Genomic DNA, 12692 nt, shown 5'->3' on the forward strand with positions numbered 1-12692 from the left:
TAAATTTATTAATATAGATCTCTAAAAGAGGTCTATTTTTTTATAATTTAATGTATAATATAAATGACTAAAAATTCTGAAAAAGTAGCTTGTTTCAAAATTTTTGGATAGTTTAAATATTAATTAAAAATTTATAAGGGATAAGGGGATTTTATAATGGAAAAGATAAATATTTTTAATAGCAACTATACTTCAAAAGGGGTTATGACTTATGAAGAGGCGCATCAAAATGAAGAATGGCATGAGACTTTTCAATGTATCTTCACATATAAAGATTTCGTTATTTTACAAAAACGTAGTCAGGAATTAAGTGATTATACTGGTATGTTAGACGTTTCAATCGGTGGGCATATTCGTCATGATGAGACGATGGCAGATTGTGTGAGAGAAATTAAAGAAGAGTTAGGTATTGATGTATCATTTGATGATTTAAAAATGCTATGTGTCATTCCTGAAAGTATTGACAATGAAGGTACAATGGATAAGGAATTTATCAATATCTTTACTTGTGAAATCTCTCGTGAATTATTGGATAAGATTGTAATCGATAACCATGAAGTTGAGGATTTAATATTGATGAATATTCTGGACTTTAAATCATTGCTTCAAAATAAACAGAAGGTTTTATCAGGAAAGACATTCAAAGATGATGAAAAATTTGAAATTACGAAGCAAATGTTTATTCCATACAGTGATAAATACTTCTGCATCGTAAGTGAAGTAATATAAAAAGATATAGTTGTAAATTTAATAACACCTGTAAACTATAATTTTACAGGTGTTATTTTTGCGCTTTTGATAAAGAAGATTACAGATAAATACGTAACACCGCCTAAAATCAACCAGATAAGAAAACCATTAGATAAATTATCGATTAATAAACCTCCGACAAGTGGTGCAATGATACGTGATATACCAGTAAGTCCTGTTAAAGCATAATATGAACCTTTCATTGATGGAGGTGAAAGCTCATCAATTCTCAAATCCCACATCGTGAAGACGAAGATTTCTCCGATCGTCAGAATAAACATTGCGATACAAAGATTAAATAATTCAGGAGAGATACCAATAAGCATCAAACCTAAAGGTAATAATATTGCTCCGATAATGATCGAAGTACTTGTCTTAATATGCTGTCCAATTTTATAGACGACAATCTGTAGACAGATAACAGCAATCGCATTGACTAATGTAAGTATTGCATAATGATGAATGGCAGTTGCATAAGGATAGATCTTACTTAAATAGATGCTCAGTGACGTCATCATCTGCGTATAACCAAATACGATGAATATATTACCGAGTATTAAATACAGGAAAGCTTTATCCTGTTTGAAGATAAACATCATATTGAAGAAAGGGATATGTGTCATGGATTGTTTATTTTTAAGATCGATATCATATTTATTGAAGATAACAATAAACATGACTAAATTAATCAGTAAAGCAGCAACCACGATATAAAAAAGCTTTTCAATACCCACCCACTGAATTTGACTTGAAATATAAGGACCCATTGCAGCAGCAACGTTGATTAAATAATATCTGATATTGAATATCAGTTTCTTGTGCTCATCTGCAGTAAATTGTGTAATGAGTACACGATATGTTGGTTCAACTAGTGTATTACCGATAGTGGAAGTAATAGAGAAAAGAATGAAACCAGGAAAGCTATGTATCATTGGAAATGAGAGATAACTCAGTATACCGATAAGGAGACCGAAATATATGACGTGTCTTTTATTGAAGCGGTCTATGACACTACCTGACGTCATGCTTAATATAATCGCTACGATACCTGCCACTGATAAAATGATTCCAATCTGAAAACCTGAATAATGATATGTATTGATTAAATAGATAGATAAGAACGGCATAACCATCAGCATACTAAACCGTGCAATGAATGTTGCTGCAAGTAAAGCTAAGATAATCGGTGAGAAACGTTTCATATATATCCTCCCACAAAACAAATTTAAATCATTATAACATAATGAAAAATAAAAAAACTGCCTTAAAGGGCAGTTTAGATTAATCAGTTTTTAAAACAAGATGAACAATAGATTTTATGTTGGCTTAACCAGCTTTTTAAATTGGTGATACCATTAAGACCTGTATTTTTAATTTCAGGATAAAATACTTCATTTTTTTCAATAAGTTTACCGCAGTTACTACATTTTAAATCACCAAACAATTTCATATAAACACTCCTAACGGTCTGATCTGAATACCTTTGAAAAATTCATTAACAGTAACGATACAAAGATAATAAGAATGAAAGATATCATTAAAATATGTTCACCTAAATCTGTATACTCCATCAAAGTGATAAAACAGGCAGTGAAAAGTAGCAATACACCAACAAACTGACATAAGCGTTTCTTATTATACTTCGCTTTATCCGCTTCACTCATTAAATTATAACCTGCAATTAAAAAGCTGCCACGACCTGTTAACATGTAAATGCCTATAAGCGCAAATAAAAGAATAATGAATATCATAATGTCACTCCTTGTAGTTTTTCTTAAAAGGTATGAACCTGATCATAAAAGCTAATAATAGCATCAAGTAAAATGGATACAATGATATTATATAATCATCTTCGCTATGATTTGCTCCAATTATGGCCGTATTAATTGTTAAATAGTGCCATGAAATTGAAATTGGATTCTTAGCATGCATTGATATGTCACTTAAGTAAAATTCAGGTCTAGAAATAAGCCAGATAAAATATGCGACAACGCATAAGATAAATATGTTTGAAATGATTCTTCTTTTCATCATCTTACCACCCTGAAATGTAGTAGGCTAAAAGTAAAAGTGCGCCCATTAATAATATTGGAACAAGACTAAATAACAATAAAAGTATTTGATGTTTTGCTTTTGAAATAATAGATAATATAAATCCGATGAATCCTGATAACATAAAGATATTCATACAAATACCTTGAGTATCATAATCGCTCATTATATCGTATGGAAGTATAAAGGATAGGGCGAAAGCGATTAAACTAGTTGATGTAAAAAATATACTGACCCATTTCAATTGCATATAATCACCTCTTACAATGATTATACACTATTTACAAAATTAGTATAAATCAAAACATATCGGTGATATTTTTAATAACAATACAAGCAACGATTAGGATAATAATCGCTGAAACTTTATTAAGGATTACAATAATATTACCTTGCTTATCAATTGATCCAATGATTTTTCCGATATAGGCAAGTGACAGGAACCATAACCATGATACTGCGATACAGGCTATTGTAAATGCGATTCTGTTATGACCAACATATGCAGTTGCACTTGTACCAATGACACCAATTGTATCCATTATCGCATGTGGATTTAGTAAGGACACACTCATTGCAAACCCTATTTGCTTTTTCGCTGACATTGCATCTGAATTATCTTGATTTGCTGGCCTTTCATTCCATATTGAATATGCCATATATAATAGGAATAATAATCCGATGATATAAATGATGAGCTTCAAAGGAGGAAATGCATTTAAGAATAAAGTAACACCAAGCACTGCTAACAAAATTAATAAGGTATCACATAAACTTGCCGTGATGATAACAGGTAAAGATTTCTTCAAACTTTTATGATTCGCACCTTGATTAAATACAAAGACATTTTGTGCACCTAACGGAAGAATTAATCCGAAGGCGAGTAGAATGCCATGAAAAATTGCTTGTAACATTGTTTCTCCTTTACTGTCAATAAATTTAAAACCTCTATTATGTTATCACACCATAATAGTGGCTATTATTAATTTACGATTAACCAACCGATAAATGCTGCTATAACTAATATAAGAATAAATATGCCTAAAGCTTTATTATTCATAGAACTTAAAAAATTACCGGTATATGCATTTTGTGAACTGTCTTTAAGATTGCCGATACTATTTCGTTCAACTTCTTTTCTTCTTAACTGATCTCTTTGATCCTCTGGGGATTGACTCATTAATCTCAACTCATTTCAGTTTTTAATTTATTATACATAATTTTCAGAAAATTGTAAGCAAAGTTTATATACAGCTTCTCTGGGTATGTATTAACTTTAAGATATTACATTACTAACTTAGAGGAGGCGCAAATGAAAGATATCGAAATCATCCAATACACAGACGACTATAAGCAAGAGGTGAATGAGTTTATCATCAATATCAAACGCCATGAATTTGATATTGAAAACGTAACGTACGATAATCAACCAGATTTAAAGAACATATTAGGAACCTATATTAATACAGGTGGCCAGTTCTGGTTAGCACTCTATGAAGGTAAAGTTGTCGGTACTATCGCTTTATTAAAATTAAAAGATAACAACAGTGCTTTGAAGAGAGTATATGTTGATTCAAATACAAGGAATATGAAGATAGGTAAAAAACTATTAGATCATGTCACACAACACGCACATGATGATGGTATTAAATCCATTTATCTAGGAACAATTGATAAGTTTGAAGCTGCGCAGCATTTCTATAGGAAGAATGGGTTTCATTTAATACCGAAAGAAGAACTGCCAAGCGATTTCAGTATTGTTCCACAGGATAATCGTTTTTATTATAAAGATATTTAAGATACCGAGAGGTGTCTTTTTCTATTTGTTCATATATAATATTGATAATTGTTTAATATGATAAGGGGATTCTAATGATTAGAGAATTAAATGATGTTACTATAATAAATCAGGAACTAACTAATTTGATACAATTAGCAGTGAGTTCTAAAAGTGTAAATGAAATATTAGTAAATGCCATTACTTGTAACAATGCTGCGTGTTATGTTTATGTAGATGAGAATAAATTCATTGGTGTTATAACTATAAATGTACAAGACGATATATGTGTAATTACTAGTCTTGCAGTTGATGAAACTTATCAAGGAAGAGGTATTGGAAAGAAATTGATCAATCATATTAAAGAAAATTATTATAATATTGTTGCAGAGACTGATGATGATGCATTAGCGTTTTATCGTAAACAAGGATTTGTTATTGAATCATTAGGAGAAAAATATCCAGGCATTATTAGATATCTATGCACAATTTAAAGCGTAATATAATATATTGCTATAATTATTACAATAAAAATGCGAGTGGAGGTGATTGGTTTATGTGTATTTTCTGCAATGGTCTTGAAAAGCATCAAATTATATATGAGACAAAGCATTTTAAGGTTGTATTTGATATCAATCCAGAGCAAGAAGGGCATATGCTTTTGATATCAAAGGACCATTATATGAATTATCTAGAACTACCGGATGAAGTGGTTTTAGATTTAATTCAACTAGAAAGAAAACTAATTCAAATATTAGAAAGTGATATGAATATATTTGGCGTTTCAATAATAAGAAATAATGGGCGAGTAATGGACAATGGAACACATTTTCACGAACACATTATACCGCGATATGAATTAGATGGATTTTGGGAAGAGGAGTCAACTGAAACTTTCGCGTTTGATTTTAAACGATTTATTACATTATTAATTGCCTAAATGAGCATAGCAGAAGCTATGATTTTTTATATAATCAGAAGTTATGATAATAATAGGGGTATTCTCATTTCAAATCAGATGATAGCGCTATTATTCATGAGTTTTAGCGGAATTGAAATTAAAAATAATGCGATACCGCTAATATTCGCTGATTTTAGCGGTATCGGTTTATAAAAAATTACGATACCGCTAAATACTTTAGAGATTTCTATGCTTACCTTAAATTTACCTTAAATAATTAGTATTTTAATCTGTTATTATGCTATTAGTGATAAATTGAAGTGTAATAAAGAGAGGATGAAATAAATGAATAACAGAATTGATATTAAAGATTATAGATTTCTGCTGCTTTACTTAATACCATTTGCATTTTTTGATGCTTGGGCAGAGATTGTCAGAGGAGATATGATAGTCTTTATCCCAATTTTAATTTTTGTTGTAATTATGAATACGATAATTTATAGAAAGAAACTGAATTTTGGTTTCATAGCATTTGGTGTATTTATGAGTTATCTCGTGAGTTTAGGCGTGAGCTTTATTGCACCTGTTACAGTAAATGGTAGAAATGACAGCAATGCATTAATGCCACTCGGCGTAAATTTATACATTCTGCTGTCTTCAATTGTATTTTTATTTATACATGCAATTTCTTATTTCGTGATGAAAGTGATCAATACCATGAGAGGGAAAGGATAATATAAGAACTAACGGAGGTAAATATGGTAAGAAATATATCTTTTAAAGGTGCTTATGTGGATTTCTGGAAACGTGCTTTAGATTTCTCAGGCCGCTCATCACGTAAAGAATACTGGTTTCCGATGGTAGTGAATATCATTATCATATTGTCAATATGGACGATTTGTACATATATAGATGGACAGTTGGGTATTGATCCAGAAGCTAGATTAAGTATAAGTAATATTGTATATAAAACACTTAGTTTCTTTTTTTCAATCGGTGTTTTAAGCGTTTCAGTTAGAAGATTGCATGACACAAATTTATCAGGAATTATTGCAATAGTACCTGGCGTACTAATTATGACAATCGTATTACTATCGATGTTATTAAATCAATTTGGAGTCGACACAGAAAGTATGATTAGTATTGCAATGCCCATTTTCCTGATAGGTATAGTAATTATTTATCTTGTGTTACTACTTAGAGGCGGAACACATGGACCAAATGAATATGGTGAAGACTCTTTGAATAGATAATAATAGCAAAATCGAATAAACTCTAAAAAAATTTTTAATTTAAATCTTGAGGTGATTATATCGACATTTTTTCAACGATATCAAGTTGGACTTTTGTTATTATTATTGCAACTCTAATGACTTACGAAGATTAGAAGAATAAGGTGAAAGTTACTAGTAAACGTAGTTATTGCTACATTGCAACTGATGCTATCATGAGAATCATAATTTTATCAGTTGTAATGAAATTTACGATGGGATTTATGATTAACATATTTAACTTATAAGAATGAACAGACACCCCTTACGCACAAGTAAGGGGTGTCGTATAAATTTGACACTTGTTTTTTATTACCATATACTAGTAGTACAATATATATGACACATTGGGGTTGATGATTTGAATAAAGTAAGAGAAAGTAGACTAGCATTAGCTCTTTCACTAAAAGAACTTGCACTAAAAGTCGAAGTATCCAGACAAACAATTAATCTGATAGAAAACGATAAGTACAATCCCACAATTCAATTATGCTTAAAGCTTTGCTGGGCATTAAATAGTGACTTAAACACTTTATTTTGGGAGGATTATCATGCGTGATATATACAAGAAAGATGAACGTGAAGTACTTAATTACAATCAAGCTATGGCGAACGCTTTTAAAATAACTTTCACCGTAATAGTTGGATGTTTATTGATAAGTACTGTATTTGATGCAATTAAAAGAGAGGTTTCTTTAAGTTCGGTTTTATTATTACTGACACTACTAATTGTTTCGATAGTTATAATTATTCAAGCCACAAAACATGATAGTAGAAATATCGCTGTTTATAGTGAAGAAGAATATAGAGGGGCACTACGAAAAATAAGAAATACGATGATAATACTTTGCATTCCTACAGCATTTATCTGTCATATTTTATTTAATATACTGCCGCAATTCTTTCAAAACAAATCGATTAAAATTGAGCCTTTAGCGATAATTGATGATTTTGTTTTCATGACCATATTAGGAATTATCTTTTATTTTATAGAGAAGCAGAGGATTAAGAAGGAGTATTAAATATTTTATATCTTTAGTCTCCAAAGTAAAACCCAGATGATAATCCTCATTATTTAGCATCTGGGTTTGATAGTCTATTTATTAAATTCTTCTGATTTTTTGTAATATGCAATAGTAGAATAGATGAGCACTGATGTAATTCCAATCATTGCTAAATATTGATTTTCACCACTTGCAGCATGATAGAAAGCCAGCAATAATAATAATCCACTTAACATATATATCATAACGATATATGTCTTTGACAGTGCATGTAACATCACAAGTCTTTCACCTTCATCTACATTATTAATAAGCGTTGTCATGATTTGTCTATCTTCATAATCTAATTCGAACCCACTATTAGTGATTGAAGGAAAGGCTAATAATACAGTTCGATTATGTTTTGAGTATATTAGTACTAGAAATAAAAATATAACAACAATTATTGCATAATAAATTAAGTATTGATTTGAAAGCTTCAATATAAAATCTGCGGTTGCTAAAGCAATTGCCAGAATAAGAATATTACTAGCATTTACAATATTTTTAGAAGATTTATTATATTGATTAAGCTGATAGATATATTGTTCATCTTCACTTTTATTTTGTGGTTGAGACATGGCATTATATTGGTGCTTAGATTTTAAATATAATAATACAGAGACGATCATTAACAATGGAACGATATATATCATAAAATCAATTTGATATTTATCTGTAAAGTAAGTTATAAAGTCATTTACTAAAGGTAATGCGCCTCCGATAACGCCACCAAAAATAGCACCGATTAATATTAGATATAAGCTTCTTCCTAACTTTTTATCTTTTTTCACAGCTCTTCCTCCTCAAATATAAATACATTTTCTACGGGCTCATCAAATATTCTAGCAATACGTACTGCTGTAAGTATGGATGGCATGAAATCATCTCGCTCTATGAGAGAAATGGTTTGTCGGGATACTTTAGCGAGTTTAGCGAGTTGCGTCTGATTATAGCCATCACGTGCTCTTAGTTCTTTGAGTCGATTTTTCATCTCTTAACTCCTTTCTGCTTTCTTTATAAGTAGTGTAATGTATATTTATCATTTTGACAACTATATTAGTCAAAATAAATAATATGATAGTCAAAATTAACTTAATTTGCTTAATAATTTAATTTAATAATATAGATTTTTGTAATTTAATGTATAATCATGTATCATAAATGCAGGAGTGTGAAAAAGTGAAAAAAGAATTAAGAGAATGGATTATATCGATTGGATTAGCATTAATTGCATTGTTTATTATCCGATCATTTTTCTTTGTACAATATCAAGTAAGTGGTGACTCTATGGCCTCAACATTTGAAGATAAAGATCGTGTCATCATCAACAAAATGGCAACATGGACAAACGGTCTTGATAGGGGAGACGTTATCGTATTTCATGCGAATGATAAGAGTGATTATATTAAACGTTTAGTTGGTCTTCCTGGTGACAAGGTAGAATATAAGGATGATCTATTATATGTTAATGGTAAGGTTGTAGAAGAGAATTATTTGCAAGCAAATCGTGAAATCAATGTTAACCCGATGCTTACTGAAAATTTCTCAGTGAAAACATTAGCACATTCAGGTGGTAAAGATACTATTCCTGCAGGTAAATACTTAGTGCTTGGAGATAATCGTGAAATCAGCCTTGATAGCCGTAAACCTGAGCTTGGTTTAATCAATAGCAAGAATGTAGTAGGTAAAGTTTCAGTACGTATCTGGCCGTTCAAAGATTTTGAGACTGACTTTTACGAAGAAGATTTTGATAAGGTAAATCAATAGAAAAAGCCTATTCAGTAGCTTTACTGAATAGGCTTATTTTTTATGATTCTAAGAAGTTATGTGTAAATGTAGCGATTGCTGCACCTACTAATGGTGCTACGATAAAGATCCATAATGTTGATAAAGCATCTCCACCTGTAAAGATTGCTGGTGCAATACTTCTTGCTGGGTTTACTGAAGTTCCTGTTAATGGAATACCGATTAAATGTACCATTGTTAATGTTAAACCGATTACAAGCACTGCTAAACTTGGTGCGATAAATTTAGTTTTTGTTACAGATAATACGACAAATACAAATACAAAAGTAAGAATTACTTCTACTAAGAAAGCGCCCATATTATTGATGTTATTTGGTACGTTAGCACCATAGATGAAATCAACTTTTTTCGTAATTGAGCTTAGGATCGCCCAGATTAATGATGTCGCAATAAACGCTCCGATAATTTGGAATACTGAATAGATTGCGAAGTCTTTAAAAGATAAACGCTTATCTAGAAACATTGCAAAAGAAATTGCAGGGTTTAAATGTCCTCCAGAAATATCGCCGATTGCATATGCTGCAGCAATAACAGTTAAACCGAATGCGAATGCGATTCCGAAGATACCAACGCTAGCGTCTGGATTTAAAGTAGCCATAACTGCTGTTCCAGTACCAAAGAAAACGAGTACGAATGTACCTAGTAATTCAGATAAATATTTTTTCATTATAAAATTTCCTCCTAAAAATAGTGACAAGAACAATCATAGTACAATTAACATGTATATGCAAGAGTAAAATTTCAATAAAAAAGAAGAATCATATATATGATTCTTCTTGGATGTATAGTATTTGTTATTATAAACGAGCTCCACATACTGGCCATGGTTGAGATCCACGTTGGCTGTAAAGGATTTGTGCACGTTTAGTTTGCTCAGCAGCTGATGCTTGTGAAGGAACACCAGATCCTCCAACTGCACGCCATGTTTGTACGTCAAATTGATATAAACCGTGGTAAGTTCCAGAAGCATCTACGATACTTGAATTTCCACCAGATTCACATTGTGCTAATGCTGACCAGTTAACTCCGCCAGTGTTAGATACAGTAGCTGTTTGTTGAACAGGTGCTTTGTAAGTTTTTACTGCTGCAGGTTTTGCTACAGGAGCTTTATAAGCTGTTTGTTGAACGGCTGGTTTAACAGCAGTTTGAGTAGCAGTTTTCGCAACTTTCGCAACTGGTGCACTTACAACAGATTGTACTTCTGCTTTTGGAGCAGCTACAGATGCAACTTCTACTGATTTATTAACTACAGTATCAGCAGCACCAGTGTATTTATATTCCCAAGTCCAGTAGATACCATCTGATTTGAATTCATAAGAGAATCCATCTTTGCTGAATTCGTAGTGGTATGGTCCAGCATGAACTGGTTTTTCGTTTAATGATGCAGATTCAGCTTTAGCTAATTCAGCTAATTGAGCGAAGTCTACAGATTCTTTTTGAGTATTTTCAGTTTCTGAAGCGTATGCTTGACCAGCAGATGCTACCGACGTTGTACCTAAAGCTAAAGCTAATGATGATGTTAAGATTGCTTTTTTCATAATATATAAGTCCTCCATTAATTTACGTTTTGTTATTTTCGTTATCGATTGTCAAAGTTGACTGTCGATAATTATCTCTCTTTCGACATTAATAATGTAACACATAATATCATTACATACGTTACAGTAAAATAACAATTCATTACAATGTCGAAATGTTTTTGTAATATAAAAAGCGAAGAATGCTATTTAGAGCATTCTTCCCATGTAATAATTTAAATATTAAGCTGTAACCCAGTGTTGTGCACCGTACTCATTATATAATTTTACGGCTGCTGCATCTTGAACTGATTCAGGTGCTGAAGCTGGTGATTTTCCTTTCCATGAAGCTGGAGCAACTGTATCCCATGTACTTTGTAAGAATTGATATTTACCTGCTGCACCAGAAGTAGTGTTGATCGCACGGATATTACCACCTGATTCACGTTGTGCAATTAACTGTAAATGTGTATTAACACTTACGTTTGATGTTGATGTTTGTGAAACGGGTGCTTTGTAAGCACTTTGTTGCACTGGTGCTTTTTGTTGAACTGGTGCTTGATAACTCACTTGTTTAAATTGTTTTGCTGGTGCTTGATAAGTTGTTTTGTGAATTGGTGTTTGTTCTTTAACACTATCAAATTGTTTTACAGCTTGAGGTTGAGTAGATGTTTTATTTACAATCGTATCTGCTGCTCCAGTGTATTTATATTCCCATGTCCAGTAAACACCATCTGATTCAAAGTTATAAGAATATCCATCTTTATTAAATGAATAATTGTAAGCTCCAGCATGCACTGGGCGTTCATTTAATGTTTCTGAATTGTTTCTCGCTAAGTTTGCCAGTTCATTGAAATCCACTTTAGCTGTTTGTGTCGTTTCTGATGCTTGTGCTTCGTGTGAACCATTTACTCCTGATAATCCTGTTACGCCTAACGTTAATGCTAATGATGATGTTAATAATGCTTTTTTCATAATATATAATCCTCCAGTAATTTAAAAATTCAATGTTTCTCGTCTTTCTTTGTCGATAATGATGTGTATTTCGACAAGTAGAAACAATTAAAAAATATATTTTTATAAGTTACAGATTAATTAGAATAATGTTTATTCGGGATAAACAAACTAAAATGCAAAGTTTATTTTTCTGTAACGGTTCATATTAGACCATATATATTCTTTAAGTTCAAAAATTTTGAGTAAGAAAAAGATGATTTTATTCAATTACCTTACATTTTATGTAAAAGTAGAATAATCTTTTTATTATCACTGATGCTGATTAAATATAGGAGATGAAAGGGATTAAATATATATAAACATTTTGCAACTAATATGTTTGTCAAAAAATGGTCACAAATAAAAATTTTTTAAAAGGATACTATACTTCTGATTTATTTATCATAATTTGCAAAGAAAAATGAACGTTTAATTACCATATATTAATTTGAGTTTCTTCTATTATAATTGTTGGTTATAAATGTTGATTATTTTGCTACAGAATTTATAAGAAATAATTAAAGTAATAAAATAAAAATAAAGGTCAAAGAAAGTCAAAATAATGTTTGACCTTCT

The 12692-nt window shown here is 31.1% G+C and carries 20 protein-coding genes; 9 read left to right on the forward strand and 11 right to left on the reverse strand.

The features are described 5' to 3' along the window. Nucleotides 1–156: 156 nt before the first annotated feature. Entirely contained in the window at nt 157–729 is a 573-nt protein-coding gene (locus HT586_RS05400; RefSeq protein WP_203546458.1) for an NUDIX hydrolase, read from the forward strand. Nucleotides 730–764: 35 nt separating this feature from the next. On the opposite strand, the gene HT586_RS05405 is transcribed toward HT586_RS05400, so the two are convergent. The 6 genes from HT586_RS05405 to HT586_RS05430 form a co-directional block, all read right to left on the reverse strand. Next, nucleotides 765–1952 carry an MFS transporter gene (locus HT586_RS05405; protein ID WP_203546459.1) on the reverse strand — a complete coding sequence of 396 codons (1188 nt, stop codon included), beginning with the start codon at nt 1950–1952 and terminating at the stop codon, nt 765–767. An 83-nt stretch (nt 1953–2035) separates the two neighbouring features. After that, nucleotides 2036–2200: a hypothetical protein gene (locus tag HT586_RS05410; RefSeq protein WP_096076793.1), complete on the reverse strand. Its 165-nt coding sequence runs from the start codon at nt 2198–2200 to the stop codon at nt 2036–2038. A gap of 10 nt (nt 2201–2210) precedes the next feature. Next, nucleotides 2211–2501, reverse strand: a complete 291-nt coding sequence (locus HT586_RS05415) for a DUF3784 domain-containing protein (protein ID WP_096076792.1) — start codon at nt 2499–2501, stop codon at nt 2211–2213. 284 nt (nt 2502–2785) lie between these two features. Beyond that, a complete protein-coding gene (locus HT586_RS05420; protein WP_096076790.1) occupies nt 2786–3052 on the reverse strand; it encodes a hypothetical protein in 267 nt (88 codons plus the stop codon). Between the two features lie 49 nt (nt 3053–3101). Continuing rightward, a complete protein-coding gene (locus tag HT586_RS05425) occupies nt 3102–3716 on the reverse strand; it encodes a LysE/ArgO family amino acid transporter (RefSeq protein ID WP_203546460.1) in 615 nt (204 codons plus the stop codon). Between the two features lie 68 nt (nt 3717–3784). Further along, a complete protein-coding gene (locus HT586_RS05430; RefSeq protein WP_096076788.1) occupies nt 3785–3982 on the reverse strand; it encodes a DUF6366 family protein in 198 nt (65 codons plus the stop codon). A 132-nt stretch (nt 3983–4114) separates the two neighbouring features. Between HT586_RS05430 and HT586_RS05435 the strand changes: the two genes are divergently transcribed. The 7 genes from HT586_RS05435 to HT586_RS05465 all read left to right on the forward strand — a co-directional run bounded on the left by HT586_RS05435 (nt 4115) and on the right by HT586_RS05465 (nt 7773). After that, entirely contained in the window at nt 4115–4600 is a 486-nt protein-coding gene (locus HT586_RS05435) for a GNAT family N-acetyltransferase (protein ID WP_203546461.1), read from the forward strand. A 74-nt stretch (nt 4601–4674) separates the two neighbouring features. After that, nucleotides 4675–5073 carry a GNAT family N-acetyltransferase gene (locus HT586_RS05440; RefSeq protein WP_203546462.1) on the forward strand — a complete coding sequence of 133 codons (399 nt, stop codon included), beginning with the start codon at nt 4675–4677 and terminating at the stop codon, nt 5071–5073. A gap of 62 nt (nt 5074–5135) precedes the next feature. Continuing rightward, nucleotides 5136–5519: an HIT family protein gene (locus tag HT586_RS05445; protein WP_203546463.1), complete on the forward strand. Its 384-nt coding sequence runs from the start codon at nt 5136–5138 to the stop codon at nt 5517–5519. Nucleotides 5520–5825: 306 nt separating this feature from the next. Then, nucleotides 5826–6215, forward strand: coding sequence for a hypothetical protein (locus tag HT586_RS05450; protein WP_203546464.1), 390 nt, complete (start codon nt 5826–5828; stop codon nt 6213–6215). 23 nt (nt 6216–6238) lie between these two features. After that, on the forward strand, nt 6239–6733 hold the full coding sequence (locus HT586_RS05455) for a DUF805 domain-containing protein (protein ID WP_203546465.1): 495 nt from the start codon (nt 6239–6241) through the stop codon (nt 6731–6733). 379 nt (nt 6734–7112) lie between these two features. After that, a complete protein-coding gene (locus HT586_RS05460; protein WP_203546466.1) occupies nt 7113–7310 on the forward strand; it encodes a helix-turn-helix transcriptional regulator in 198 nt (65 codons plus the stop codon). Further along, the gene (locus HT586_RS05465; protein ID WP_203546467.1) at nt 7303–7773 is read left to right on the forward strand and encodes a hypothetical protein; all 471 of its coding nucleotides are present in this window, start codon (nt 7303–7305) and stop codon (nt 7771–7773) included. Before HT586_RS05460 ends, HT586_RS05465 begins: the two co-directional genes overlap by 8 nt. A gap of 74 nt (nt 7774–7847) precedes the next feature. Here the strand turns inward: HT586_RS05465 and HT586_RS05470 are convergent, their stop codons facing one another. Beyond that, nucleotides 7848–8588: a DUF3169 family protein gene (locus HT586_RS05470; protein ID WP_203546468.1), complete on the reverse strand. Its 741-nt coding sequence runs from the start codon at nt 8586–8588 to the stop codon at nt 7848–7850. Further along, nucleotides 8585–8788 (reverse strand): helix-turn-helix transcriptional regulator, encoded by a 204-nt coding sequence (locus HT586_RS05475; protein WP_096076781.1) that lies wholly within the window; start codon nt 8786–8788, stop codon nt 8585–8587. Before HT586_RS05475 ends, HT586_RS05470 begins: the two co-directional genes overlap by 4 nt. Nucleotides 8789–8976: 188 nt before the next feature. On the opposite strand from HT586_RS05475, the gene lepB reads away from it, so the two are divergent. Then, nucleotides 8977–9564, forward strand: a complete 588-nt coding sequence (gene lepB, locus HT586_RS05480) for a signal peptidase I (protein WP_203546469.1) — start codon at nt 8977–8979, stop codon at nt 9562–9564. 40 nt (nt 9565–9604) lie between these two features. Here lepB and HT586_RS05485 read toward each other — a convergent pair whose 3' ends face one another. From HT586_RS05485 to HT586_RS05495, 3 genes are all read right to left on the reverse strand, one after another. Beyond that, the gene (locus HT586_RS05485; protein ID WP_203546544.1) at nt 9605–10273 is read right to left on the reverse strand and encodes an MIP/aquaporin family protein; all 669 of its coding nucleotides are present in this window, start codon (nt 10271–10273) and stop codon (nt 9605–9607) included. 127 nt (nt 10274–10400) lie between these two features. Further along, nucleotides 10401–11141, reverse strand: a complete 741-nt coding sequence (locus tag HT586_RS12515) for a transglycosylase family protein (RefSeq protein WP_269152467.1) — start codon at nt 11139–11141, stop codon at nt 10401–10403. Nucleotides 11142–11363: 222 nt separating this feature from the next. After that, the gene (locus tag HT586_RS05495) at nt 11364–12095 is read right to left on the reverse strand and encodes a transglycosylase family protein (RefSeq protein ID WP_203546471.1); all 732 of its coding nucleotides are present in this window, start codon (nt 12093–12095) and stop codon (nt 11364–11366) included. Between the last annotated feature and the right edge of the window lie 597 nt (nt 12096–12692).

Origin of the sequence: Macrococcoides bohemicum (genome assembly GCF_016865215.1) — a bacterium.
Taxonomy (GTDB): Bacteria; Bacillota; Bacilli; order Staphylococcales; family Staphylococcaceae; genus Macrococcoides; species Macrococcoides bohemicum.

Excerpts from the sequence above, each read along its gene's own strand:
- HT586_RS05445 (WP_203546463.1), top strand. The coding sequence starts at position 5,136 with ATGTGTATTTTCTGCAATGGTCTTGAAAAGCATCAAATTATATATGAG.
- HT586_RS05435 (WP_203546461.1), top strand. The coding sequence starts at position 4,115 with ATGAAAGATATCGAAATCATCCAATACACAGACGACTATAAGCAAGAG.
- HT586_RS05455 (WP_203546465.1), top strand. The coding sequence starts at position 6,239 with ATGGTAAGAAATATATCTTTTAAAGGTGCTTATGTGGATTTCTGGAAA.
- HT586_RS12515 (WP_269152467.1), bottom strand. The coding sequence starts at position 11,141 with ATGAAAAAAGCAATCTTAACATCATCATTAGCTTTAGCTTTAGGTACA.
- HT586_RS05440 (WP_203546462.1), top strand. The coding sequence starts at position 4,675 with ATGATTAGAGAATTAAATGATGTTACTATAATAAATCAGGAACTAACT.
- HT586_RS05495 (WP_203546471.1), bottom strand. The coding sequence starts at position 12,095 with ATGAAAAAAGCATTATTAACATCATCATTAGCATTAACGTTAGGCGTA.
- HT586_RS05420 (WP_096076790.1), bottom strand. The coding sequence starts at position 3,052 with ATGCAATTGAAATGGGTCAGTATATTTTTTACATCAACTAGTTTAATC.
- HT586_RS05465 (WP_203546467.1), top strand. The coding sequence starts at position 7,303 with ATGCGTGATATATACAAGAAAGATGAACGTGAAGTACTTAATTACAAT.
- HT586_RS05430 (WP_096076788.1), bottom strand. The coding sequence starts at position 3,982 with ATGAGTCAATCCCCAGAGGATCAAAGAGATCAGTTAAGAAGAAAAGAA.
- HT586_RS05450 (WP_203546464.1), top strand. The coding sequence starts at position 5,826 with ATGAATAACAGAATTGATATTAAAGATTATAGATTTCTGCTGCTTTAC.
- HT586_RS05410 (WP_096076793.1), bottom strand. The coding sequence starts at position 2,200 with ATGAAATTGTTTGGTGATTTAAAATGTAGTAACTGCGGTAAACTTATT.
- HT586_RS05475 (WP_096076781.1), bottom strand. The coding sequence starts at position 8,788 with ATGAAAAATCGACTCAAAGAACTAAGAGCACGTGATGGCTATAATCAG.
- HT586_RS05405 (WP_203546459.1), bottom strand. The coding sequence starts at position 1,952 with ATGAAACGTTTCTCACCGATTATCTTAGCTTTACTTGCAGCAACATTC.
- HT586_RS05415 (WP_096076792.1), bottom strand. The coding sequence starts at position 2,501 with ATGATATTCATTATTCTTTTATTTGCGCTTATAGGCATTTACATGTTA.
- HT586_RS05400 (WP_203546458.1), top strand. The coding sequence starts at position 157 with ATGGAAAAGATAAATATTTTTAATAGCAACTATACTTCAAAAGGGGTT.
- HT586_RS05425 (WP_203546460.1), bottom strand. The coding sequence starts at position 3,716 with ATGTTACAAGCAATTTTTCATGGCATTCTACTCGCCTTCGGATTAATT.